The 25,072-nt window shown below is 70.3% G+C and carries 23 protein-coding genes; 12 read left to right on the forward strand and 11 right to left on the reverse strand.

The window, feature by feature from the left end:
* Positions 1-199: 199 nt before the first annotated feature.
* The 9 genes from IPK71_06985 to IPK71_07025 all read right to left on the reverse strand — a co-directional run bounded on the left by IPK71_06985 (position 200) and on the right by IPK71_07025 (position 9,361).
* A complete protein-coding gene (locus IPK71_06985; GenBank protein MBK8213485.1) occupies positions 200-928 on the reverse strand; it encodes a hypothetical protein in 729 nt (242 codons plus the stop codon).
* Between the two features lie 162 nt (positions 929-1,090).
* Entirely contained in the window at positions 1,091-1,939 is an 849-nt protein-coding gene (locus IPK71_06990; protein ID MBK8213486.1) for a hypothetical protein, read from the reverse strand.
* Complete coding sequence (locus IPK71_06995) at positions 1,936-3,606, reverse strand: tetratricopeptide repeat protein (protein ID MBK8213487.1); 1,671 nt, start codon at positions 3,604-3,606, stop codon at positions 1,936-1,938. Before IPK71_06995 ends, IPK71_06990 begins: the two co-directional genes overlap by 4 nt.
* Positions 3,603-4,190, reverse strand: coding sequence for a sigma-70 family RNA polymerase sigma factor (locus IPK71_07000; protein ID MBK8213488.1), 588 nt, complete (start codon positions 4,188-4,190; stop codon positions 3,603-3,605). The genes IPK71_06995 and IPK71_07000 overlap by 4 nt, the downstream gene beginning before the upstream one ends.
* A gap of 111 nt (positions 4,191-4,301) precedes the next feature.
* Positions 4,302-5,312, reverse strand: coding sequence for a hypothetical protein (locus IPK71_07005; GenBank protein MBK8213489.1), 1,011 nt, complete (start codon positions 5,310-5,312; stop codon positions 4,302-4,304).
* A 49-nt stretch (positions 5,313-5,361) separates the two neighbouring features.
* Positions 5,362-5,643 carry a glyoxalase gene (locus tag IPK71_07010; protein ID MBK8213490.1) on the reverse strand — a complete coding sequence of 94 codons (282 nt, stop codon included), beginning with the start codon at positions 5,641-5,643 and terminating at the stop codon, positions 5,362-5,364.
* A 308-nt stretch (positions 5,644-5,951) separates the two neighbouring features.
* Positions 5,952-6,341, reverse strand: a complete 390-nt coding sequence (locus tag IPK71_07015; protein ID MBK8213491.1) for a hypothetical protein — start codon at positions 6,339-6,341, stop codon at positions 5,952-5,954.
* Positions 6,342-6,448: 107 nt separating this feature from the next.
* Entirely contained in the window at positions 6,449-7,252 is an 804-nt protein-coding gene (locus tag IPK71_07020) for a DUF2293 domain-containing protein (GenBank protein ID MBK8213492.1), read from the reverse strand.
* Positions 7,253-7,306: 54 nt separating this feature from the next.
* Positions 7,307-9,361 carry a serine/threonine protein kinase gene (locus tag IPK71_07025; GenBank protein ID MBK8213493.1) on the reverse strand — a complete coding sequence of 685 codons (2,055 nt, stop codon included), beginning with the start codon at positions 9,359-9,361 and terminating at the stop codon, positions 7,307-7,309.
* A 161-nt stretch (positions 9,362-9,522) separates the two neighbouring features.
* Between IPK71_07025 and IPK71_07030 the strand changes: the two genes are divergently transcribed.
* The 10 genes from IPK71_07030 (at position 9,523) to IPK71_07075 (ending at position 19,685) form a co-directional block, all read left to right on the forward strand.
* Complete coding sequence (locus tag IPK71_07030) at positions 9,523-10,173, forward strand: hypothetical protein (GenBank protein ID MBK8213494.1); 651 nt, start codon at positions 9,523-9,525, stop codon at positions 10,171-10,173.
* On the forward strand, positions 10,145-12,889 hold the full coding sequence (locus tag IPK71_07035) for a protein kinase (GenBank protein MBK8213495.1): 2,745 nt from the start codon (positions 10,145-10,147) through the stop codon (positions 12,887-12,889). Before IPK71_07030 ends, IPK71_07035 begins: the two co-directional genes overlap by 29 nt.
* A gap of 97 nt (positions 12,890-12,986) precedes the next feature.
* A complete protein-coding gene (locus IPK71_07040) occupies positions 12,987-13,844 on the forward strand; it encodes a hypothetical protein (protein MBK8213496.1) in 858 nt (285 codons plus the stop codon).
* Between the two features lie 263 nt (positions 13,845-14,107).
* Positions 14,108-14,995, forward strand: coding sequence for a tetratricopeptide repeat protein (locus tag IPK71_07045; protein ID MBK8213497.1), 888 nt, complete (start codon positions 14,108-14,110; stop codon positions 14,993-14,995).
* Positions 14,996-15,029: 34 nt separating this feature from the next.
* A complete protein-coding gene (locus IPK71_07050; protein MBK8213498.1) occupies positions 15,030-16,190 on the forward strand; it encodes a KamA family radical SAM protein in 1,161 nt (386 codons plus the stop codon).
* A gap of 535 nt (positions 16,191-16,725) precedes the next feature.
* Positions 16,726-17,088, forward strand: a complete 363-nt coding sequence (locus tag IPK71_07055) for a hypothetical protein (protein MBK8213499.1) — start codon at positions 16,726-16,728, stop codon at positions 17,086-17,088.
* Positions 17,089-17,787: 699 nt separating this feature from the next.
* The gene (locus IPK71_07060; GenBank protein MBK8213500.1) at positions 17,788-18,147 is read left to right on the forward strand and encodes a hypothetical protein; all 360 of its coding nucleotides are present in this window, start codon (positions 17,788-17,790) and stop codon (positions 18,145-18,147) included.
* Positions 18,144-18,347 (forward strand): hypothetical protein, encoded by a 204-nt coding sequence (locus IPK71_07065; protein MBK8213501.1) that lies wholly within the window; start codon positions 18,144-18,146, stop codon positions 18,345-18,347. The genes IPK71_07060 and IPK71_07065 overlap by 4 nt, the downstream gene beginning before the upstream one ends.
* Before the next feature lies 1 nt (position 18,348).
* Positions 18,349-18,741, forward strand: a complete 393-nt coding sequence (locus IPK71_07070) for a hypothetical protein (GenBank protein ID MBK8213502.1) — start codon at positions 18,349-18,351, stop codon at positions 18,739-18,741.
* A gap of 293 nt (positions 18,742-19,034) precedes the next feature.
* A complete protein-coding gene (locus tag IPK71_07075; protein ID MBK8213503.1) occupies positions 19,035-19,685 on the forward strand; it encodes a thiopurine S-methyltransferase in 651 nt (216 codons plus the stop codon).
* 239 nt (positions 19,686-19,924) lie between these two features.
* Here the strand turns inward: IPK71_07075 and IPK71_07080 are convergent, their stop codons facing one another.
* Positions 19,925-20,923, reverse strand: a complete 999-nt coding sequence (locus tag IPK71_07080; protein MBK8213504.1) for a hypothetical protein — start codon at positions 20,921-20,923, stop codon at positions 19,925-19,927.
* A 95-nt stretch (positions 20,924-21,018) separates the two neighbouring features.
* The gene (locus IPK71_07085; protein ID MBK8213505.1) at positions 21,019-21,966 is read right to left on the reverse strand and encodes a COX15/CtaA family protein; all 948 of its coding nucleotides are present in this window, start codon (positions 21,964-21,966) and stop codon (positions 21,019-21,021) included.
* Between the two features lie 102 nt (positions 21,967-22,068).
* On the opposite strand from IPK71_07085, the gene IPK71_07090 reads away from it, so the two are divergent.
* Positions 22,069-23,673, forward strand: a complete 1,605-nt coding sequence (locus tag IPK71_07090; protein MBK8213506.1) for a serine/threonine protein kinase — start codon at positions 22,069-22,071, stop codon at positions 23,671-23,673.
* Positions 23,674-23,713: 40 nt separating this feature from the next.
* Entirely contained in the window at positions 23,714-25,072 is a 1,359-nt protein-coding gene (locus IPK71_07095; protein ID MBK8213507.1) for a hypothetical protein, read from the forward strand.

Below are 25,072 nucleotides of genomic sequence, written 5' to 3' on the forward strand. Positions count from 1 at the left end.
TTGGCCCCTTGGTCCAGTTGAACGGGACGTCGATGGGGGTTGAGGGGCCTGCGATGGTGACTCGGTGGGCCGCCTTTTTGGTGCCCGGCCTCGTGACCGAAAAGGTGCCATCCGAGGCTGCCCGGGGCCATGCCCGTGCGCCGCGTGCGGCTCGGAAAAGACCTATCCCGAGACGTCGCGGCGCACGGTCGACTCGGACTTACTTCCGTGGCGGTGCGCCGGGCGTGCCGGCAGGGCCGCAGCACTCGACACGACCGAAGAGCACGCCACCGGGGCACGGCGCCGCGAGGTGCACGCTCGACGCGGCTTGCCCCGTCGCGCCGCATGCGGCTTGCGCGAGAGGGCCCACGTCCGCGTAGGGGATGCAGGCCATTCCGTCCCCGAAGCTCGCGTACGTGCAGGCCGGCGGATAACCCGTCGGGACGGGGGGGACGCCCGGATCGGGAGGCGTGGAAGGGTCGGGCCACGGCACGGGCGGCGTGGAAGGGTCGGGCCACGGGGTGCTCGGATCGGGGCCGGGAACGGGAGGTTTTCCGGGATCGCCGGGCACGTCGCTCGCGAAACAGCAGGTCGCCGAGCAGCGGCCGGACGAGTCCCCCGAGAAGCCTACGAGCGTCGCTCCGGCACCTTCGCAGATCTGGGTGCCCTGGATCTTCGCCTTCTCGGGGGCGTCGCGACAGGCGAGCCCGAGGTCCACCTCGAAACACCGTCCGCCGGGCCCTCCAGGAGCACCGGGAGAGGGAGTCGTCGTCGGAACGCCGGGGGGCGACGACGTCGGTGCGCTCGGATCTTGGCCACCCGAAGCGGTCGAGCCCGGGCTCGACGGATCGGTGCTCGGGTCGGGCACACCGGCGATCTTGCCCGAACAGGCCACGAGCGTGAACGCCCCGACGATGGTGCAGAATGCAACGATGACACGCGAGCGCATGGAGGTGCCTTTCGATTCCCGGGGCTCGTCCCTCGCGCGCGGCACGTGTCCGCGCACCTCGTCGTGACGCCCGCGCATCGGGAGCCCGCGACGCTTCGAGCCTCGGCGAACGGTAAGGGGCGCGGTCCCTCGATTTCGGGTGGAGAAAAAAACGCGGCGCCTTCAGAGCGCGATCGCCGCGCACGGGGAGGCCCCCGCCGCGACGACGCTCGTGAGCCCGTGGGGCACCCGATCGGTCGACGATAGCTTTGGGTCGGTCCAAAGGACGGCGCTCTCGGTGACGACGGCGGGCCCCGCCGGGAGGGCTCCCATGCCGAGCACGGCCTCGTCGATGGGCTGCGTGACCGCGAGGGACGTCCCTCCGCCCGAGGTCGCGTCGCCGAGGTGGAGCTCGTAGAGCACGGGCTTCGTTCGCCCCGTGACGGCGAAGAGGCGGCCGTCGATCGTCCCGACGAGCCCACCCAGGGGCTCCGGTACGGCAGCCTTCCCGATCGGCGTTCGCGCCATCGAGACAGGATCGATCACCACGAGCACGCCGCTCACGATGGCGTAGACGAGCTCGACGCCCGAGCGTGGGTCGAGCACGAACGCCATGGCCGTCGCGTCGAGCGCGAGGGGGAGCGCCTTGCACGCGCCCGACGGGTCGACGTCGTAGACTTTGCCTCCGTAGGTCGCCCACATCGTGCCGCTCGCGTTCGGTGCGATGGGACCTCCGCCCGGGAAGGTGCACTCGGGGGAGAGCGAGAGCGGGCGCGCCGGTGTGCCGCGGTCGGAGACGAGCCCGATGCGGCCGTCGAGGGTGCGAAGCGCGAGCCACGGCTTCGACGTTTGGCATGCGAGGAGCCCTGGGCCGGGCACGGTGGGGCTAGGGCCCGGTGAAGGTGTCGCCGTCGGCGGCGAAGGATCCGAGGGAGGCTCGCCCGTACCGTTCGCGTACGCGACGACGTCGGCGAGTGGGGAGCACGCGACGAGCGCGAGCGTCGCGGCGGCGACTCCCACGTCGCGTCTCATGGCGTCGCGCTCGCCTTCGGGCGTAGCGACGGGGCGAGCGCCGAGTCGGGGTAGGTCGCGAGAAAGGCAGAGACGGCGGCCCGTGCATCGTCGTGGCGGCCGAGCGCACGGAGCGCACGAATCCTCCCGAACGAGGCCTCTTCGGCGAGCGGACCGCCACGCACGAGGTACCGATCGAACGCGGCGAGCGCTTGGCCCGCATGGCCGAGCGCGCCGAGCTCGAGCTCTCCGTAGGGGACCTCGGCCGCGTGAGCTTCGGGGCTCCCGGGGAACCGCCTCGCGAGCTCTTGGTACGTGGCTGCCGCGCCCGCCGCGTCTCCGTGCGCGCGACGTTCGCGTGCTCGAGCGAGGAGCTCGGGAGCGGCGGGGCCTTCGGGCGAAGTTGGCTCCGGTGCGCTCGCCGACGTGGCGCTGGGCGCGGGTGCGGGGACGATGCTCGCGACCTTCGCGGAGGTAGGTTCGGGTACGACCTCTGGCGCAGCCCGAACCGCGGCGAGAGGGGCGATCGTCCGGAGCGGAGCGGTCGCACGAGCCTCGGGATCCACGTGGACACGAGCCTCCCGCGGCGGACCGGACGAAGCGCTCTTCACGGCGACGGTGTGGTCACCCGGAGGGAGGAGCAGCGCGACCGGCGTCGGTCCGACGGGGCGCCCGTCCACGGTGGCCGTCGCTCCGGGCTCTTCGGCGACGAGCACGACGGGCTCGGCGTGCCCGTTCTCGTGGAGGGAAGGGAAGGGAGCGGCGAGGGAGAGATCGCGCGCTTCGTCGTCGCGCGGGGTGGGGCGCGGCGCTTCGGCGCCCATGGTCGTTGCTTCGTGCGCGCCGACACGCTGGGTGCTCCCCGTGCCCGAAGTGACGAGCACGACGCCGTGGAGCACGCGGGTCGCGACGGGGGCATCGCCTCCCGGGACCTCGACGGCGAACGCGGTGCCGACCGCGACGGACGTCCCCTCGCGGGTCGTGATCCCGAAGCTCGTCCCGCTCGGTTGAGGATCGAGCTCGGCGACGATGCGGCCGCGGAGGAGCTCGAGGCGCCTGTGCGGACCCAGGTCGGAGACACGGAGCATCGTGCCCTTTTCGACGCAGGTGCGCACCGCGGGCTCTACGACGAGGCACGCGCCGCCGCCCCGCGCGAAGAGCACGGAGCCTCTCGTGAGCTTCGTGCCCGGGCGCCCCTCGCGGCCGTCGATCTCGACCACGCCGCCGTTCGTCAGGGCGAGAGACACGTCGTGCTCGCGGGCTTCCGTGGCCGTGGGGAGGGGGCTCGAAGCCGTGCTCGAAGTCGTGCTCGCCCGTGGCTGCGGCTCGCCTCCGTGACCTCGGAGCGAAAGGACGATGGCTGCGGCGACCGAGAGCGCGAGGCCCATCCCGAGCGCGGCGCGCAGGCCGACTCGACGAGCGCGTCGTGCCGTTTCGTGGGCGGGGCTCGGAGGGGGAGGGGGAGCGGGCTCGAGCCTCGGGAGTGGCGCGGGCGGCGGGAGCGAGAGCGGTGGCTCCGGCGCGCCGTCCACCATCGTCTCGAGGGCGGACCACACCTCGGCCTCGGCGCAGCACGCGGGGCACTCGGCGGCGTGTGCGCGAACGAAGACACGGTCCGCTCGCGTGAGCGTCTCCCCGAGCGCCTCTTCGTCGACGAGCCGCGCCCAGCGGGTGCAGGGGTCGCTCATGGCGCCCTCCGCCCGGTCGCGACGTCTCTCCGTACCATGCGGCGCACTTGGTCGCGTGCCTCGAGGAGGCGGCTCTTTACCGTGTTGACCGAGACCTCCGTGAGCGCGGCGATCTCGTCCATCGAGTAGCCCATGGCGTGGCGCAGCACGAGCGCGGTGCGCCGCGCCTCGGGCAGCTCGTGGAGGTACGCCTCGATCGTGCGCGGCAGGCCCTCGGCGAGGTCGGCGCGAGGGGGGGCGCTCGGGAGCTCGTCCGGCTCGACTCCTCCGTCGGTGCGTACGGACGACAGCCTCCGCGCCCGCGCGATGCGGATCGACGTGCGCACCACCACGCGGTCGCAGAAGGCTTCGATCGTGCCTTCGCCGCGGTACGTGGGCAGCGCGCGCACGAGCTCGAGGAGCGCGACCTGAGAAGCATCGTCGGCGTCGTGGTCGTTTCGAAGGAGCGAGCCGGCGATGCGGCGCACCCGTGGCGCGAGGCTCTCCACGATCTCCGCGTCCGAACGCGCGCGCGACGAAGCGGGTACGCCCGAGCGCCGCCCGGTCGTCACGTCGTCGCTGTCGTCCGGCATCGCTTCGTCCACGTCGCTAGATTCCCGTACCCTCAGGGGAAGGACCAGGCGCCTTCGGGTGACAAAAAAAGGACGCAGCTCGCAAGTGGCCGAAAAGGCGCGGTTTTTGGCCGAACGCAGACGTCAGAAGCCGTCGAACGTGCCGCCCACGTCGATCCGGAGGCGGGCGCTGTTCGCCCCGAGGATCTCCACCGGTGCCGTGTCGGCGACGACGAGCGAGCGCCCCCCGGGTGCGGCCTCGAAGGTCGGCCCCACGTCGAGCGCGAGCCCATTCCCTGCCGATCGCAGCCGCCCGTGCGCACGGAGCGCGAGGACCGGAGACGCGAACGTCGAGCTGGCCGTGGCCGTGAGCCCCTCCCGCGTCGACGTCGTCTTGCGGACGGCGACGTCGAGCCCGACGCCTACGTCGACGCCGAGCGCCAGCGACGCGCCCGTGCTCTCGAGGCCGACGAAGGCGTACGGCGCATGCCGCGTGACCCCGACGTCGACCCCCGCGCCAGAGAGGGTGACCCCCGGGGAGAGCGCGTATCCGGCCCCGACGTAGACGACGCGCGTCGCCCGGACCGAGCCCTCGAGGCGCACGCCGCTCTGCCACGGCAGCTCCGGAGCGTACGTCGTTCCCGTGTAGTATGCACCCACACGGAACGTGCCGGGAGCGAGGTGCGGAGCGGCCGGTCGCGGGGCCTCGTCCCTCGGCGTGGGGGCCTCCGACGTGCGTGCGCTCGGCGCAAGAGCGGGCTCTACCGGGGAAGGGGCTTCCGCGCGCTCGCTCGTGGCGGCGACCACGTGGGCGCGAACGACGGCCCCTGTGCTGCTCGCGACGACCTCGTCGTCCCCCGAGAGGGAGCGCGGCTTGCCCACGACCGTGCCGCGCGCATCGGCGAAGGAGAGGGTTATGCCCTGCCCGCTCTTCTCCACGAGCACCACGATGGTGGGGCCCTCGGTGGTCGACACGACGGTGGCGACGTCGCGGACCTCGGCCTCGATGGCGCCGCGGAGGCGAGCGGACTCGGCCTCGCCGAACGCCGCATCGAGCCGCACGGCGACGCGTGGGGGTGGCGCGGCATGAGCGAGCGCGGGGGCGAGCGCGAGGGCCACGCCAAGCAGCGCGGAGGGGGCAACGGCAGGCCTCATGCGGAGGACCGTAGCAGGCCGTGCACTCCGCGGCATCGTGCGCGCGTGGCTACTTCGCCCGTTCTCCGATGACGCAGAACCCATTGCCGAACGGATCGCAGCAGAACGCCGCGGGCTTGGGGCCGTGGTCCCGAAACTCCATTTCGACGTGACCGCCCTCGGCGCGCACCTTGGCCACGACCGCGTCGAAGTCGTTCGTGTGGATATCGATGTGGACGGGAGTCCAATGCCGCTCGTACCGCCGCACGTCGGCTGCGCCTTTGGCGGGCACGGACCCCGCGGGCTTCTCGTGCATGCATACGGTGACGTTGTTCGCGTCGAGGATGGCCATCGTCGGGAACGGTTGCGCGGTCTCGAGGAACCCTAGCAGCCCGTTGATTTTCTCCCATCGGCCGCTCGCCGCCGCATCCCGACCACCTTCGTTGCGATCCTGCGGTGCGTCCTCACCTACGAAAGTAGGCTCCGGGCGCTCCTCGGATCGCGCCTCGGCGGGTCGGGCGCGGACGTCGAACGGCCTCGGTCCGAAAATCAACAGGCTGCTAGGACGGTCGTGTAGAAGCGGAGCCCCGCGTCGAGGTTCGGTACGTCGATGCTCAGGTGGACCGTAGGGCGCGCTGTGTCGGGCGGCATGGCCGAGGGCTACTGGCAGGCTGCGGGGAAAGCAAGGGCGCCCTCTCCCGTGGCGCGGGTGGTGCACTGAGCGCTCTCTGCGGCCGCCGCGCACGCCGGGATGTTGGCCGGAGGCTGGGAGCTGCACGAGCTGCCGTAGAGAATCTTGCAGTCGGCCGCGCTCTTCATGCTGAGGGAGCCGCCGCCACCCCCCGCGTCTCCCCCCGCGTCTCCGCTCGACGGGGAGATGAACGTGACCTTTCCGGTGGGCGTGCAGCTCGCCGCCTTGTCGCACAGCTTGTTGAAGGCGGCCTCGCAGTCGCTCGGCGTGGCGCTCGAGCTTTCACTGCTGCAGGCGAACGTCGACGAAACGAGGCCGACGAGGATCACGAGGCTACCGACGACCAGCGCTCTTTTCATGCGATTCCTTTCCAAGCTCACCCGCGGCGGATGCCGCGCGAGTCGAGAGGAGACGAGGCATCGGCACGCCTATTCAGTCTGCGGTGGATGGGCGCCGCGAAGCCTCGTCAAATCTCGATGTCGTCCACGTCCGTCGCCGTCGCCCGCGGTGGGGCCGCGAGCGCCGTGCAGAGCGGGCACGTGCGTGGCTCGTGGGCGACGTCGCGCCGGTGAAGGTCGAGGACGGCGCGCGAGAGCGTCGCGAGCTCACGCCGCACCTCGCGGCGCTTCCCTTTGACCCTCGCGATGCTCATGTGATCGTACGCGGTCGTCTGGTGCCGCATCCACGCGATGACCGCCGCCTCCGCGCGCTCGGCGACCGAGATGCGCTTCGTCCGCGCGACCGTCCCGCTGCCCACGGGGGTGGCGTGCTCCGCGACGCGTCGTGCGAGCACACGGGCGTGCTCTTCGAAGCGCGGGGCGAAGCGGAGGAAGCCATAGACCTCGTGCTCGAAGGTGAGCACGTACGCCGCCTGGGTGCGTTCGCGTCGCTCGATGTCGCCCGCCCTCTTCTTCGCGTACGCCTCGGTCGAGCGCTCCGACTCGAGGGCGGCGCGTGCGGAGGCGATGTTCGCCTCGGGCGCCCAGAGCCCCTTGGAGAACGTCTTTCGCCCCTTCTTCTCGACGACCGCCCACGACGGCCCGGCGAGCTTCACGCGGCGCGTGAGCCCGGCGTCACCGGGAGGGAGGCACACCCAGCCAGGTGGCGGCGAGAGGCGTTTGCCGTCCGGCGCGAGGAACACACGAGGGTCGGCGGTCGGCGCGAGGATGCGGGTCTCTTCGGTCACGGGGGGCAACCTGCCCGACGTGAGGGGGCTTGAGAAGGGCCAAGTGCGGAAGGAGGACCCTCGTGCCGCGGCGCACCCGGTCATGAGCGATTTCGAAGCAGATTCGCGTGGTTGGCGCGAACGTCGGTCGCGCTCGCCTCAGCCCGGCTCGTCTTGGCTCGCGCTCTTCGGCGGCGGAGTGAGGCGCTCGGAGTGAGGCGTGCGCCCGTGGGTCTTCAGCGCTCCCTGGGCCTCTTTCGGCACGAGCTGCCGGAGCTGCCAGGCCTGCAGGGCGTTCTGGAGCTCGACCTTGTCGAGTGTGCTGCGGCTCTCGGCCACGTAGTAGGCGATGAAGAGCAGAGTGGCCACGTGGGTGGCCGTGAGGATGATGGTGCCGGCGATCGCCGGGAAGCTCACCGCCCGGGCGAGGATCACCATCCGATCGCCTTCGAAGACGAACGAGGGGGGGAGCACGTGGAGGAGCTCGAGCACCAGCGGCAAGACCACCGAGACGACGGCGAGCCCGACCGAGAGCGCACGAACCGGCTTTCGCCCCGCGAGGACGAACGCCACCGTGACGCCCGCCGCGAACGCCGGGACGGCGATGAACGGCCCGTACACGAGCGCCGAGGACGCCACCGCCGCGTACGCGACCACGGCTCCGAGCCACTGCGGGAGCCTTCGCCCCGCGTACAGAATGAGCGGCGCCATGCCCCAGAGCACGGTGTTCGCGGCGACGAGCGCGGGGCTCCGGACGCCCATCACGAAGGGGGTGGGCAACACGGCGATCGCCGCGCCCAGGGCGAGGAGCGCGGCACCTCTCCGCGCACCTCGTTCCCCTCGGCGGCGTTCGAACGTGCGCATCTCGTCCTCGACGTCGGCGGGCATCTCGTTGGGCGGCGCCGTGACGAGGCGGACGAGCAGGGCGAGCGTCTCCGGATCGTCGGGATCCAAAGCGAGAGAGCGACCGACCTCGCGCAGCGCGGCTTGGCGATCGTCGATCGTGCCCGTCGGCAAGAACGCGCGGCCCGCCGCTTCACGTGCCGACAGCGCGTGTTTTCGTGCGAGCACTTGGCGCCGCTCGACCTCGAGGTCGCCGCTCAGGTAGGCCTCGATCTCCTCGGAGATTTGCCGGGCCGTCGTGTAGCGCTTCTCGGGGAAGGGGCTCGTCGCGCGCTGGCAGACGGCGTCGAGCACCTCGGGGACGAGCTTGTCCGGGAACCGCGCCGCCGCGCTCCGGCCCTCGCCCTTCAGCGTCCGGGAGAGCACGTCCTGAGGCTCGCCGTAGGCGAACATCGGCTCGTGCGTGAGCACCTCGAAGAGCATGGCGCCGAGGGCGAACACGTCGGTCTGGGGGTTCACCTCGCCCGACTGCCCGAGGATCTGCTCCGGCGCCATGTAGCCCGGCGTCCCGATGATGGCGCCCGACGCCGTCTTCGCGGCGGCGACCTCGGTGAAATCGAGGTGGGAGATCTCGAGGTTCGGCCCCTGGCTGAGCGGCGCGGCGTCCTTCGAGAGAACCTTCGCCACACCCCAGTCGAGCACGTACACCTCGCCGAAGTCCCCGAACATGATGTTCGCGGGCTTGAGATCACGGTGCACGACGCCCTTCGTGTGCGCGAAATGCACGGCGAGGCACACGCGTGAGAAGGCGGAGAGCAGCTTCCGCTGAGGGAAGTCTTGGCGTGCCTTCGCGTCGCCCGAGCGGAGGCGCTCGATGAGCCCCTCGAGCGTCTCGCCGCGCACGCGCCGCATCGTGAAATAGAGGGCGCCCTCGTCGTGGAAGCCGAGGTCGTACACCGGCACCACGGCAGGGTGCTCGAGCTGGCCCTGGATGCGCGCCTCTCGCAAGAAACGCGTGCGGAGGTCGGCCCGCGCGAACTGCGCCGGGCGCATGGCCTTCATCGCCACCTCGCGCCCGATGTGCATGTCGGTGCAGGCCCGCACCTCGCCCATGCCTCCCTCGCCAAGGAGGTCGTGCATCGCGTAGCGCTCTTCGGTGCGGGTCACCCTAGGCAGATCGCTCGCCTCGGTGTCGCCCGAAGGTACACCCGCGACCGAGGGCGTCAGCGTGACCGCGCGCTCGAGCTCCGACTCCTGCACGAGCGACTGCGGCGAGTACATGTTCGCGTTGCGGGTGGCGTCGCTTCGGTACGCGGGCATGACGGGGGTGTGCTTTCCCTCTTCGGCCTCGCTTTCACCGCGCCTTCCCATGGCCTTCCCACATTAGGAGATTCGAGACGCAAAGGTTCGATTTCGCTTCGTTACCTGAACATCCGTTAACGCTTGGGTGCAGGCTTGGGGCCGCGCCGCGCCCGCTCGGGTGGTCCGGGCTTCTCGCTCGGCTGAACGGATGGTAGGAGGGAAGGTGGCGAATGGTCGTTTTTCGCGAAGAGGGTGCGCCCTTCGAGGGCCGGGGTGTGCGGGGGCCTTCGGGAGGGGCCCTTCGCCTCGGGCTCCCTCGTGAGCGCCCCTCTGCGGAGGTCTCGATCGACGACGCGGTCGCCGAGGCGCGGGTTTGGCTCGGCGCCCTCGCGCTCGCGCACGAAGCGGGGGTCTCGCTCGACCCGGTCGGGCGGGGGGCAGCGTGGCGCGCACACCTCGAGCTCGCCGAAGTGGCCGTGGGCGACGAGCCCATCGCGCGTGATCTCGCGGCCGTGGCGTCGGTCGTCGTCGAGCGCCTCATCGGGCGCCCGTTGCGGGTGGTCGAGCTCGATCGCGTGCCCGGTGTGCTCGCGGAGGCGCGCCCCGATTGCCCGAAGGTCGCGGGAGCACTGCTCGCCGACGCGCTCTCTCCGTCGCCGTCCGTGCGCTGGCCCTCCGCCGACGCCTTCTCCGCGGCGCTCTCGTCGCTCGCGAACGAAGAGCCAGGCCCACGCGCGGCCCCTTCGTCCTTGCCTCCGATGAGCTCCGAGCTCCTGCGCCGCATCACGCGCGGATCGGCCATTCGGCGCAAACCCACGAGGTCCGAAGCCCCGCCCGCGAGCCCCACGTCGTATGCCGTCACCACCTCGAAATCCGCCTGAGCCCGGGTCCACGGGCGACGCGAACGCGGCTCTCCGCGACGCGGCGCTCCCTCGTGGGGCCGTGGTGTGCGCCGGCTACCGCGTCGAGAAGCTCCGAGGCGCCGATCGGTCGGGCCACACCTACGAGGTCGTCGAGCCTCGCACCGGAGCGCGCGGACTCGGGTACGTCCTCTGGCTGCGGCTCCGTGAACGCGCCCTCGAGCGGTGGACGTACGAGACCACGCAGGTAAACCGCGTCGACGTCGCAGGCATTCCTCGCACCCTCGCCGCAGGTGCGGGCGACGGAGGGCGCGCCGTGGTGGTCACCGAGCACGCCTCGGGGGACACGCTCGACGAGCTCCGCCGCGCGTGGGGTGGCCGCCTCCCAGGGCCCACGGCCATCGACTTCGCCGCCGAGATGCTCGACACTCTCGAGGCCGCGCATGGCCAGGGTGTGGTGCACGGCGCGCTCCGGGCCGAGGGGATCCTCGTCGATCCTGAGTCGGCGAAGCAGCGCATCTTCTTCGCCGACATCGCCTTCGGACGGCTCCTTATCGAGAGCTACCGACGCATGCCCGCGGCGGCGTCCTCGCCTCTCCTCGGTACGCTCGCGCCCGAGCAGCTCTCCTCCGAGGTGATCGCCGACGCGCGCACGGACGTGTACGGCATAGGCGCTCTGACGCTCGCGCTCCTCGGGGGCGATCTCGGCGAGCTCTCGGCGATCGATCCGGGCGACGAAGCTTCGCGCCGCGCGTGGGTCGCCGAGCGCGCGCGCGATGGCCTGCCGAGCTCGATCGTCGACGTGCTCCTCCGTGGCATCGCGCCGTCGCGCAGCGACCGGTTCCCGGCGGCGTGGGTCTTCGCCGACGAGCTCCGGCAGGCGCTCGGTGGCGGCGTCGAGCGGCGCTCCCCGGCCGATGAAGAGTCGCGCTCGATCGTCACCGTCGACAAGCTCGTGGAGGCCATGATCCACGAGGCGCGCGTGAGCATGGGCGAGCCGACGGGGGCTCCGATCGGCCCCGCCCCGCACGCCGAGAGGCCCGTCGGCATCATGGACGTCGCCGGTGTCACCGAAGAAGACACGGGCGTCGTCCTGCCTCCGTCGGGATTCTCTTTCGGTGGGCCCCCGTCGGCGCGCACCGCCCCCGCCGCGCCCGCGCCGCCTCCTGCCCCCGCGTCGTCGCGTGTGCTCCCCGCGCCGCCCTCGGCCTCGGCCTTCGAGCGCCCCATCGGCATCACCGAGCTCGACGGCGTGATCGAGAACGAGACGGGCGTCGTGCTGCCCCCGTCGGGCGTGTCGCTCTCGCGCATTCAGGCTTCTCTCGGAGCCGCGCGCCCCAAGCTCGACCCCGACGCTACGGCGGAAGCTCCGAAGCTCGACGCGAACGCCACGGCCAAGGTCGCGCCCATCCTCGACCCCGACGAGACCCTCGGCGCGCCCGCCGTCTCGTCCGAGGACGCGGGCAGCTTCGGCCGCTACACCATCGATCGACCGATCGCCTCGGGCGGAATGGCCACCGTGTACCTCGGCACCATGGCCGGCGCGGCCGGGTTCACGCGCACCGTGGCCATCAAGAAGCTCCACGCGAGCCTCGCCGCCGACCCGAAGTTTTCCCGCATGATGCTCGACGAGGCCAAGATGGCCGCGCGCATCTCGCACCCCAACGTGGTGCCGATCCTCGACGTGGTCACCGCGCAAGGCACGGTGATGCTCGTGTTCGAGTACGTGCTCGGGGTAACGCTCGGTCAGCTCGTGCGGTCCGAGAAGGGGCGCCTCGCCGTGCCGCTCCCGGTCGCCGCGGCCATCGTCGTGGGGGCGCTCCGCGGTCTCGAGGCGGCCCACACGGCCACGAACGAGCTCGGCGAGCCGCTCCACCTCGTGCACCGCGACATCTCCCCGCAGAACATCATGATCGCGGCGGACGGCACGGTGCGCGTCATCGACTTCGGCATCGCGCGCGCGCTCGGTCGCGCCGAGGTCACGACCGGCAACGAGCTGCGAGGCAAGGCGTCGTACATGGCGCCCGAGCGCTTCCGCGGCCAAAAATCCGACCACCGCATCGACCTCTGGTCCGTAGGTGTGGTGCTGTGGGAGCTCGTGTGCGGACGCAAGCTGTTCGACTCGGACGACCCGATCGAAGCGGCGCTCATGGTGTGCACGGGGGCCGTCCCTCAGACGGGCATCGACGCGGTCGACCGCATCCTCGAGCGTGCCCTCGCGCGGGACGTTTCGGCGCGGTTCGCGACGGCCGACGAGATGGCCCGCGCCGTCCAGAGCGGGCTCCTCGTGGCCGATCAGGGCGCGGTCGCGGCGCTCGTGCGCGAGCGATGCGGGGCTCACATCGACACGCACCGCGAGGCCCTCCGCGCGCTCCTCGGCACGAACGCTCCTTCTCGCGCCGACGCGTCCGGGCTCGAGCTCGCGGTGGCCACCACCCGCGCCGCGGACGCCGTCGCCCCACTTGTCCCGAGCTCGGTCTCGGCGAAGGCCGAGGCCCCCGCGCCCTCTCTCCCTCAGGTGGCCGAGGCGCTCGCGGCCGAGCGTGCCCGTCGTGCTGCGCCCGGCCCTGCGCAAGCGCCCGCCGCCGTGCAAATGGCTGCGCCCGCGCCTTCGCCACTCGACGTGTCGACCTCGTCCCGGCAAGACGTGGCCATGCGCGTGATCATGGGCGTGCTCGTGGTGCTTCTGCTCGCCGTGCTCGCCGGGTGGGCGTGGTTCTTCGCGACGAGCGGCTGAGCCACGAAGAAATCGCAGGCCTCGTGATCGCTTTCGCGCGCGCCGTGCACGTCACGAGGGCGGTGCGGAGTCGCGCCGAGAAAGGCCTTAGGACTTCATGAAGCAGAGACCCGTGGCTCCCTCCCTCCTTACCCGTCGCGAGGCGACGCGTGGTCTCCTCGCCGTCCTCGGTGGCGCGGCGCTCCTCGCGTGTGGCGGCTCTTCGGTCCTCGCGGACACCGACGACGCTGGGACCTCCGGAGGCGACGGGGGCGGAACGGGCACCGGCGACTCGGGCACGACGACCGACTCGGGCACCTCGGCGGGGAGCTGGGCGAGCGGCGGCACCAAGTCGATGAAGGGTGGCTACGCCGATCCGTTCCCGGCCACCGTCAGCGCCTGCGCCCTCGCCGTCGCCGTGACCGAGGGCCCATGCACCGAGGCGGCCGACCAGGTGCGCACCGACATCAGTGAAGGATACACGGGTCTCCCGATGCGGCTCGCCCTGCGCGTGCTCGACGCCTCGTGCAAGCCCATCGCGGGCGCCAAAGTGAAGGTGTGGCACACGCAGATCAACGGGAGCTACTCGGGCAACACGCCCAACAACGGCATGTGCTTGAAGGACCAGGCCGACGCGTCGAAGCACTACTTCCGCGGCGCGCAGACGACCGACGCCGCCGGCCGCGTCGACTTCGACTCGTGTTTCCCCGGCTGGTACCGCGGGCGAACCGTGCACATCCACGTCTCGGTGACCGTGGGCTCCAAGACCACGACCTCGCAGGTCGTCTTCGATCAGGCGCTCGTGCAGGAGATCTTCGCGAGCCACCCGGAGTACACGTCGTACGGCCAACCCGACACCACGAACGCCTCCGACAACGTCGTCGGTCGCGGCGACCTCGCGGGCTTCACGCTCACCACCTCGCGCCTCGCCGACGGGGCCATGATGGCCTTCAAGGACCTCGTCGTGTCGACCTGACGGGTCGAGCTCAGGCATCGCCGATGCTCTAGGCACCCCACCGCGCGGCCTCCGTTCAGGTGCCCGGTGGGGGTGCGACAATGTGCGTCACGGGCGAGATCGGTTCTTGCTTGGGAGCCGAGAAGACGCACGACACCGTGCATTCCTGCACGATCGTGTGACCCGTTTGTGCCGCTCCGTGCCACCTACGTCGTGTCGTTTCCGGGATGGATCCGGACAGGTGAAGCCAAGCAGCTCGTGGAAGCATCGGAAGGGAATCCGCCATGTCGAAGTCGAAGGCCCGCATGAAGAAGTCGCGTCCCGTCGCCACCGAGCGCGATCCGTTCGCCCAGGGCTCGTCGCCTTCGTCCGAGAACGTCGCCACGGTGGCCGCTTTGGCGCCTTCGTCGGCGCCCTCGTCGCCTTCTTCCCTCGAGGCGATGAGCATTCCCCCCGTCACCGAAGACATCGGCGACGAGCCCTTCTTCGCGCGTGACTCGGTGCCCGTGCCCGCCGATGTGCTCGAGGACGACGACGAAGCCAAGGAGCGCGCCCTCCGCGAGACCCCCGAGGTCCGCGCTCGTGTCGCCCGGGCAAGGAGGATCGTTTCGGGCCTCGTGGCCGCCGCGGCGGTCCTCCTCGTGGGCGGCGTGGGGGCCAAGCTGCTCGAGGGCAAGGGCAACGCGGCCGTCCCTTCCACGCACGCCGCCGCGGCGCCCGTCGCCGTCACCGAGGCCAAGCCCGCCGAGCCCGCCCAGGTCGAGGCCCCCAAGCCCGTCGAGGCAGCCAAGCCGGTCGAGGCCCCCAAGCCCGTGGCCGAGGCACCGAAGCCCGCCGAGGCGCCCGCCGCCGAGCCCGTCAAGGCCGAGCCTGCGAAGGCCGAGCCCACCGCCGCCGCCGCGCCCGCCGCGTCGAGCGACGCCCCCACGAAGACCGCCCTCGAAGAGAAGAAGGAGGCCCAGCGCCTCCTCGATCGCGGCAAATCGAAGGACGCGATCGCCGCCGGAGAGCGCTCGGTCGCCCTCGACCCGGCCGACGGCGAGGCGTGGCTCCTGCTCGGCGCGGCCTACCAAGAGCAAGGCAAAATGGCCGACGCGCGCCGCTGCTACCAAGCCTGCATCAAAGAAGGAAAGCGCGGCCCCAAGGGCGAGTGCGCGGCCATGCTGAGGTGACCGTGCACACCGCGGGGCGACATTCGCCCGCGATTTGCTAAGGTCCGCCGCGGTGGCAGACGTGGTCCCCGCAGAGTCGCTCGTGCGTCGTGAGCCTCCCGAGGCGAAGGCAGGCCCGCGCGCGCGCGTACGCCGAGACTGGGCCTGGCAGGTGCGGAACGCCGTCACGTCGGTGAGCGAGCTCTCGCGTCGCCTCCCGCTCACCGAGGACGAGCGCCTCGGGGCCGAGCGCGCGGCGAGCCAGGGCCTCCCGATGTCGATCACGCCGTATTACCTGTCGCTCGTCGACAAGCGCGATCCTCGGTGCCCGATCCGCCTCCAGGCCGTGCCCCACGCCGACGAGGCCAAGGTGGTGCGAGGCGATCTGGACGACCCGCTCGGCGAGGTCGAGCACGAGGTCGCCCCCCATCTCGTCTCACGCTACCCCGACCGCGCGCTCTTGCTCGCGACCGATCGCTGCGCCGTGTACTGCCGCTTCTGCACGCGCTCGCGCATGGTAGGCGACGGGGGCGGGGCCGTGTCGCTCGAGGCCCTCGCCCCGGCGTTTGCGTACCTGCGCCAGAACCCACAAATTCGGGACGTCATCGTAAGCGGTGGTGATCCGCTGGCCATGGCCACCCCGCGCATCGTGCGGCTCGTCGAGGCCCTCCGCGCCATCCCGAGCCTCGACACGATCCGCCTCGCCACGCGCGTGCCCGTCACGCTCCCCATGCGCGTCACGGGCGAGCTCGTGAAGGCGCTCCGGCCCTTTCACCCGCTCTGGGTCATGACCCACTTCAACCACCCGAAGGAGCTCACCAAGGCCTCGATCGCGGCGTGCGAGCGCCTCGCCGACGCAGGCTTCCCGGTGATGAACCAGACGGTGCTCCTCCGCGGCGTGAACGACGACGCAAAGACCCTCGAGGCGCTCTTTCGTGGCCTCGTGCGCGCGCGTGTTCGCCCGTACTACCTCTTGCAGATGGACCCGGTGAAGGGCACCTCGCACCTCCGCACGCCGCTCGCGAAGGGCATCGAGCTCATCGGCGCGCTCCAAGGGCGCCTCACGGGCATCGCGCTCCCCAAGCTCATTTGCGACACGCCCAACGGCCGCGGCAAGGTCCCGCTGTTTCCGGAGAGCATCGTCGCGCGGGGCGATGGCGTGACCACCCTCCGCACGTTCCGAGGCGAGCTCGTCGACTACGTCGACCCCGAGTGAGGTGAGGGCCGGTTTCCACCGACACGCGGATCGCCACTTCATGAACCCTCACCGTACACAGCGGTCTGGCGGTGCAGTTCGTTCCTCCTAGGGTGACCGCATGATTCGTACCGCGAGGTCCTCCGATGCTGCCCGATTTCACTGCACCAGCGTTCGGCTTCCTGGCGATATGCAGCGTTCGGTTTCGCGAACGCAAAGACGGTTCACCCCGAACCGTTCTGTCTGACTATCGTTGCCAAGTCCGTCCCATGGACGAACCCGAGGATGTGGAGGCCCGTGTCTACCTGGTGGGTCAAGGGCACGCCGCGTCGGGCGAGGACGTGCCGGTCATTCTCGCGTTCCTCGACTGGGAGGCGCAACGCGACCGATGCCGCGTCGGGGGCCGATTCGAGCTGCGCGAGGGCTACACCGTGACGGGGGTGCGTGGACTCCATGCCTTCAGCATGGGTGCCTTATCTTCGAGTGCGAGTGCGCGAAAGGGACGAAGGGGCCCGTACCGGGCGGCGACGTGCGAGGGAATTGTTACTCCGGTGAAATGGCGTGCAAATCGATCGGCGAGTTCTTCGACTCGACCTTGGCGAGCGGGACGACGTACCGCAAACCTGCAAGAAACCCTATTCCGTCGAGGGCCCTGATGATGAGTCGAAATTACGCAGCCTATATCCGCGACCTCTTCTACCTGTTTCGCGAGGCCGCGGCGGAAGCGCAGCGAGACAAGGAGCGCCGGCCCGAAGAGGCCGCGTATCACGAGGGCAGAGAGATGGCGTACGTCGAGGCGCTGTTGCGGATGCAGAGCCAAGCGGACGCCTTCATGATCCCTCGGGAAGACCTCGGGCTCTCGGGCTTCGACCCGTTGAGGGATCCTCTCGAACCACCGATGCCCGGACGCAGTCTTTGAGCGCACCATGAACCACAGGCCACGTAAGCTTCTGACGAGGGTTGCCCATGCTCGAGGACGATGACCTGATTGGTCTACTGCGATCTCGGACAGAGGGAAAATGCCGGCCTCCTGTGTCGCTCGCGGCGTTGAAGCAAGCGGAAGAGGGCTTGGGAATGCCGCTCGATCCCTTCCTTGGGCGGGTCTACCTCGAGATTAGCGACGGGGGCTTTGGGCCTGGCTATGGCGCCCGGCCGCTCGTTGGAGTGGAGTCCGTCGTGTCCACGTACGCCGACTTTCGTGTGGGAGGATGGCCTACACGGTTGCTGCCCGTGTGGGATTGGGGCGACGCGATCTGGTCGTGCGTTGACCCCCATGGGCACGTCGTCACGATGGACGATGTGGGGCCGCCAACCCAGACGGACTTCACGACTCGAACGTGGCTGCGTGCCTGGTTGGATGGCGTAAACCTCTGGGAGGAGATCTACGACGACAAGGAGGCGACGATCCTCAATCCGTTTACACGAAAACCAATCGTAACGAAGGTGCGCGGCACTGCGAGGGGGCGTCCGTGGCCGTCGTCCTAGATTCGCGCGAGGCCCCGGTCCAAAGGCTCGAAGGCCGGCCCTTCACTCGTCGCTGGCGCGCAGCGGTTCCTCGAGCGTGGCGGGCAAACCGCAGGAGCACCCTTTGGATGAAGGCCGTGCTATGGTGAGCGTCATGAACCCCATCGAGCTCGGGAGCTCGAGCGGCACCCTGGCGCTCGTTCTCGACGAGAAGGGCGTCGGCGATTGGTGCCAGGTGCAGCTGCTCGCGTCGGGCACGAGTAGCCCCCTCGGCGCGGAGACGTTGAAATATGTCGCTGCGCACCTCGTGTCATTCCTGGCAGACACCTCGCCGGGGGTACGTTGGGTGCTCAGCCTCTCGGAGCTACACACGTCTGCGTACGGAGAGCATGTCGGAGGAGGAGCCATCATCCACCTTCAGGACGCCAACGCGAACATGTTCGCGAAGCTCGTGCTCTCCCCGGGAGAGAAGACCCAGTGGCTCGAGCAATTGTCGAGACACGCCGCGCCATGAGCCCGCGCTCACGAGCACGACGACGTGCCGCGCGGACGAATCTCTACGGCCGCATCAAGGACATCCGGCACACGCAGTGCCTTGCTCGGCACGAGCTCATCCTGACCACGGGCATCCACGTACGCCCCTTCGACGAGGACCTCGTACGTACCGTGCGCGAGCGCACGTCCTTGCGAGGCCGAAGTTACCAGGGAGGATGAAATGGAGTCGGTCATCATCGTTGCCCCGAAATTCGTTACCCTCGAATCGCTGATTGCGTGTGTACCCGCGGGATTCCGTGTTGAAAACGTGGATGATCGTCGGTATCTGGTGACTTCAGGTGCGTCGCGCATGTATGTGGATGTCGATCCCTATGTCGAGGGTGAGATGGAGCCAAGTGAACGGGCCTGGATTCTCTCTCGGATCCCGGACCCGATCTATTTCGCGATCGGCTATAGTGACATACAGCTTTGCAAGAGGCTACTGGTTGCCTTGGTCAATAGGTCCGATGTGCTGGTGGACAACGGCCATGGCGTTGTCTGTACGGGGTCGGAGCTCGTGAATTTGCTTGAGGTACGCCCGGGTTGGGACTGGAGGATCGAGTCGAAGTCGTGAATGACGCCCCGGAATCGCGGCGACGTCTTTTGTGCTTGTTGGTGTTCCACCGTGATGTGAGGCGCCATGGGAAGATCCGCTACGGTGGCGTGTCCCGTCATGTGGGATCTCGCCGCGGTAGGTAGGGTCGTCGTGGCGGCCGTGTGCGACGGCTCTCGACGTTCGACGACCAGATCCGGGTGGTCGCACAAGGCGAGCGATGTGGCCGCGGGCACCGAACGGGCAGCAAATGGCGGCGCGAGGCAGCAAAGACGCGCTGGGCGCAGCTCCGCCACCTGCTACGATTCCGCCCCATGGAACCCGCATTTTGGCAGGAGCGCTGGGCGAACGGGCAGATCGGCTTTCACGAGGGGCGACCCAACACGCTGCTCGTCGAGCACGCAGGGGTGCTCGATGGCTTCTCGCGGCTCTACGTTCCGCTCTGCGGGAAGGCCGTCGATCTAGTGTACTTGCGCGAGCGCGGGCACCACGTTACGGGCACAGAGCTCGTGGGGGAGGCCATCACCCAGCTCTTCTCCGAGCTCGGCGAGGCGCCCATGACGGCGTCGGTCGCGCCCTACACGAAGCACGAGGGGCGAGACCTCGTGGTGCTCGAGGGCGACGCTTTCGCCCTCACACCCGACCACACGGGAGGCCACTTCGACGGGGCCTACGATCGTGCCGCGTTCGTGGCGATCGACCCGAAGATGCGCCGTGCCTACGCGGACACGATGGCGCGCGTCGTGCGCCGAGGCGGCGTCGTCCTCATGGTGACGTTCGACTACCCGCAAGAGAAGGTCTCGGGGCCGCCCTGGTCCGTCCCGAAGGGAGAGGTCGAGGCCACCTTTGGTCCCGATTTCGCGGTGACCCTGGTCGCCGAGCGTGCGCAGCCCGGGACCCCGAAGCAGGTCGCGGCGGGCGTGCACGAGGTCCACGAGCGCGCCCACCTGCTCCGGAGGCGATGAAGGGGCCACCCGACTCTGCGCGTGTCCCATCTCCTCTGATCCGTAAACGTGCCCGTGCCCGTGCCCGTGCCCGACAAAGGCAACGTGACGTTCGCTCCCCGTGATTCCGCAGAGAGCCGGGCAAGGGCAGGGGGCACGCAAAGACGGAGTCGCGAACGCTCGATGCGCGGGCCGAAGCCTGCGGGCACGGGCACGTTCGAGAGCCGCGCCGGGCACGGGCACGTTCGAGAGCAGACGTTTCAGGGCTCGTGGTCGCCCCAGCCGTGGGGGCCGTGGGGGCCCGGCTTTCCCATGGGTCCGCGGGGTCCCCCGAAGTGCGGGCCTCGCGCGTGGGTCATGCTCGCGGCGAGCTTCTCGCGCTGCTCGGGCTTCAAGATGGGCAAGAGCTGCGCGAACACCTTGGCCTGCTCCTGGAACGGGACGCGGAGCTTCTTCGGATCGCGGTAGGGGAGCGTCTTCGCCGAAAACCCGTCCTTGGCGAAGGCCGCGAGGAGCGCCGTCGTGTTCTTCTTGTCTTCTTCGCGGTCGGCCTCCATGCGCTGGCGCTCGTTGCTCGGGAGCACCGCCTCGACCTTCTTTTGCTGGGCCTCGTCGAGCCCGAGGTTCTTCGCCATGCGCTCGGCGACCTGCTTCTTCTCGTCGGCCGGGGAGCCCGCGTCGGGGCGCGCCTTGGCGAGGTGGGCGTCGCGGTTCGTGAGCTTCTGCTGGAGCTGGTTCGCGATGGTCGTCCTCTCGATGGGGCCGAGCGCCGCGTAAATTCCGTCGAGCGCGACGACCTCCTTGTCGTGCGCCTCCTTCGCGGCCTTCTCGAGCTCGGCGTAGAGGGGCTCGAGCTTCGCAGTCTCGATCTTCCCGGCTTTGACCTGCGTCGAGAGCTCGTCGTGGATCTTGCGGCCCTCGTCACGCGTGCCGTCCGTCTCGGTGAACGACTTGGCGATCGCGTCGAGCTTCTGGTTTTTCTCGGGATCGCGGAGGTCGAGCGAGTTGATGGCGCTCAGGATCATCGTCACGTGGCCCGCGTTCCGGGGGATGGCGCGCTTCGGGGCTTGGGCCTCTGCGCCGCCACCGTCGGTCGGGGCTGCGGCGCTCGCGTCATCGTTCGCGGGGGTGCTCGGGGCGGCCGAGGCCGTGCTCGCCGCGCTCGGTGCGGGTGGCGTCCCCTGGGACTCTTGGCTCTTGCACGCGGCGACCGAGAGCAGGGCGACGAGGGCGACGAAGCGAGGCGAGGTCGATGTCATGGGCGCACGATAGCGCGCTTTTTTCCGCGCGCGACGCGGACGACCTCGCACGGCCAGAAATGCGCACGCGTGGCCCGTCGATGGGCCCGGGAGCGCTACGCGCGCGCGGGGACGGGCGCGATCTCGGAGGTGTCACGCGTGGCCATGACGTTCGCGCCGAGCAAGACGAGCATGACCCACACGGCGTCGGCCATCACCAGGTGCACGAGCTGCAGCGGGATCGGCGCGAGCAGCCCGACGTTGGCGAGGCCGATGCCAAGCTGCACGAAATAGAGCGCCGCGAGCAGCTTCGAGGCGCGTGACACCTCGGCGTCACCGGGCCGCGCCGCCCGCGCGAGCGTCGCCGTTCCTACGACGAGGGCGCCCACCGTCACGGCGAAGAGCGGGTGGAGCGCGCGCAGGCGGAGGAACACGTGCGAGCCCGCGGCCAGATCTTGCGCGAGCCCGTCGCCGAGGGAACGCGCGGGGAAGAGCGTGTCGCCCAGGGCGGCGATGGCGCCCGAGGTGCCCACGAGGAGCATCGCGAGGGCCGAGATCGCGAGCGGCCACGCGATGACGCCCTGGTTTTTCAGGCGAATGGGGCGACCACCGCCACCGAGGTGCGCGGTGAGCACGAGGCTCGCGAGCAAGAAGAACGTGTTCACGAGGTGCAGCGACATGCTGAGGCCGCGCTTCGCCGACGGGTTGTGCGCGACGTGCTCGAAGAGGACGAGCGCCGCGCCCACGAGGGCCTCGGCGAGCATGAAGCCGAGCTGCGCCCCGCCCGCGCGCCGCGCTTGATGCCCCTTCGGGAAGGCGCGGAAGGCCCACACGGCCAGCACGACCGACCCGATGAGCGCGAGCCCGCTCGTGAGCCGGTGCGACATCTCGATGACCGTCTCGATCGAGCGCGGCCGGTGGATGACCTCCCCGTTGCAGGTGGGCCAGTGGCTCCCGCACCCCGCGCCCGACCCGCTCGCGCGCACGTACGCGCCCCACACGATGACGAGGGCGTTGTAGGCCAGGAAGGCCCAGGCAAAACGTGCGAACCGTACGGCGGGCATCTCGGGCCGGTGCTTAGGATCGCGAGGGCCTCGACGCAAGCCGCGCACCTCCTCCTACCCATGCTTTTCGCGCACGCGAGGACCTGCTAAGTCTCGAGGCACGTGGCAGACCTCGCCGACTCCGACTACAGGCGCACACTCGGGCGCTATGCGCTCTACGGCGAGTTCGCCGCGGGTGGCATGGCGACCGTCCACTACGGGCGCGTCCTCGGGGACCAGGGGGTCGCGCGGGTCGTCGCCATCAAGTGCCTCCTCCCCGAGCTCGCGAAGGACCCGGCGTTCGTCCGCATGTTCCTCGCCGAGGGGCGGCTCGCGTCCCGTGTCCGGCACCCGAACGTGGTGGCCACCCATGACGTCGTCGCGCTCGACGGCGAGCTCTTCCACGTCATGGAGTACGTCCCCGGGGACTCGCTCTCTCGGCTCTTGCGCAAGTGCCGAGAAGCGGGCGAGCCCGTGCCTCCGCGGATCGCCGTGAGCATCGCGTGCGGGCTGCTCGAGGGCCTCCACGCCGCGCACGAGGCCAAGAGCGAGCGAGGTCGCCCCCTCGGCCTCGTGCACCGGGACGTGTCCCCCCAGAATTGCCTCGTCGGGATCGACGGCACGGCCCGCGTGCTCGATTTCGGCGTCGCGACGGCCACGAACATGGTCGACGAGGCCCCCGACCACATCAAGGGCAAGGTCTCGTACATGGCGCCCGAGCAGCTCGCCCACGAGACGGTCGACCGCCGCACCGACGTGTACGCCGCGTCCGTCGTGCTGTGGGAGACGCTCACCGGCCAGCGCCTCTTCAAGGCCGACGACATCTCCACGCTCATCGTGAGCATCATGGCCGAGCCCATTCGCCTCCCGAGCGAGCTCGCCAAGGACATCCCGACCGAGCTCGACATGGTGATCTTGAAGGGCCTCGAGCGCGAGATGCGCGATCGATGGGCGAGCGCCCGCGAGATGGCCGTGCTCCTCGAGAAGGCGTGCCCACCGGCGCCCGCGCGCGAGGTCGGCGAGTGGGTCGAGCGCGTGGGTGGCGAGCGCATCCGCTACCGCGCCGACGTGGTGGCCGAGATCGAGACGCAGCCCATCGAGGCGATCCCCGTGCCCGAGGTCGCCAAGCAGCCCAAGCCCACGCTGCCCAACGCCACCGCCGAGCTCCAAGCCCTGAACGAGAACGCCCTCCCCGCGGCACTCGAAAAGGCCCTCCAGAGCGATCCGAAGATCCGCGCGCTCCTGTCGCGGCGCTCGCAGCCCGTCATCGTGGTCGAGAAGCCCGTCGACGAGCCCGCCGTCGAGGTGAAGCCCGCCGTCGCCGCCGCGGCCGACCCGAAGCCGAGCGCACCCGAGCCCGCCGCCGCGGCCCCACAAGCTCCCGCGGCCGCGCAGGCCCCCATGGTCGCGCCGAACCCCGGGCTCACCGCGCCCCCGCCGAAGAGCAGCACGGCGCGCACGCTCGTCGTGTCGGTGCTCGTGCTCGGGCTCATCGCCGGCGCGGCCTACGTCGGCATGGTGCTCGGCGATCCCGGCGAGAGCGGCGCCCCGAAGGGAAAGCCCTCGGCCACCGCCTCGAGCGACGACGAGGCCATCGTGATCGGCAAACCTCAGGGCGGCGGCAAGCCCACGACGGGCGCTGACGCCGGCGACTGCCAAAACCCGTTTACGGTCGACGCGCAAGGCAACAAAAAGCCAAAACCTCAGTGTTTTGGCCCCACTCCGTAGCCTCTTTCGGAGAGACCCGGTCTGGCCGTACGCTTCCACGATGGCCTCGTGGTCGTTCTTGGCTCGGCACGCGCTCGTCGGTGGTGGTCTCGCGCTCGTCGGGTGCGGCTCCGTCGGCACTCCGCCGTCACCCGATGGGTCGGCGCCGATCGAGCCCACGGCGACCTCGCCCGTCGTGCCCCTGCCTACCGATCCACCCCCCCCTCCGCCCCCTCCTCCGGTGAAGCCGGGCGCGGGGCTCGTGTGGGGCATCCTCGGCACGGGGCAGTCGCTCAGCGTCGGTGGGCGGGGTGGCGGAGCGCCGTACGAGCCCGCCGTGCGTACGGCCGGAGAGGGCCACTTCGTGCTCCGCAACATGACGGGGGGCAAGCTCGACGCCCTGCCGTTTCCGCAGGCGAAGCCCGCTTCGGAGTGGAAGCTCGAGACGCTCGCCGAGCCCATGCGCGAGGCCGGCAGCGGGTCGGGGCCGTGGCCCATCAACGTGTCGTACCAGTCGCCCCACGCGCCCTTCGCCGAGGAGATCGCGAGGCTCTCGGGCGGCAGCGTGCGCACCGCGCACATCGTCGTGGGGCAGAACGGCCAGGGCATCGACGGCATCAAGAAGGGGGGCACGGTGCACAGCTACGCGGCGTCGCTCGCCGAGGCTACGCGCATGCGTGAGCTGCTCGCCGGCCTCGGGTACGAGCTACGGTTCGCGGCGGTGCTGCTCACGCACGGCGAGACCGATCACGGCAGAGCCACCTACGCGGCCGACGTCGAGAAGCTCCAAGCCGACTACGACGCCGATCTCCGAGCGATCACCGGGCAGACGCGGCGCGTGCCCATGTTCCTCACGCACCCGTCGGCCGCGTACGTGAACCCCCCGATGGGCATCTACAACACGACGACCGACGCGATGACCGCCGCGTGGCGCAAGAGCCCTGGCACGATCCGGCTCGTCGGAGGGAAAACGAACCTCGAGTACGCGACCGAGAATTTTCACCTCTCGGAGCGCGGCACCGCGGAGCTCGGGCGCATGTACGCGCGCCACGTCTACCCGTGGATCGCGAGCGAGACGTTCCGCGACCCGGTGGCCCCGGTCGACGTCGTGCGCGACGGCGCCAAGGTCACCATCACGACGAACCGCCCGCTGGTCGACGATCCGCGGCACTTCGGGACGATGCACGCCACGGGCCCCTGGGCCGCGGCGAAGGGCTTCGAGGCCCACGCCATCGACGGGACGCCGATCGCCATCACGTCGGCCGAGATCACCGGCACGACCGTGGTGCTCACGTGCGCGTCGACCCCGTACGAGGTGTCGCACGCGACCTACGCCGACGGCCCGACCCCGGTCGTTCGGCGGGTGAGGCTGCGCGACGCCGACGGCGAGTGGCTCATCCAGTTCCGCAAGGTGCTCTGA

It is taken from the genome of Myxococcales bacterium (assembly GCA_016712525.1).
Lineage (GTDB): Bacteria > Myxococcota_A > Polyangia > Polyangiales > Polyangiaceae > JAAFHV01.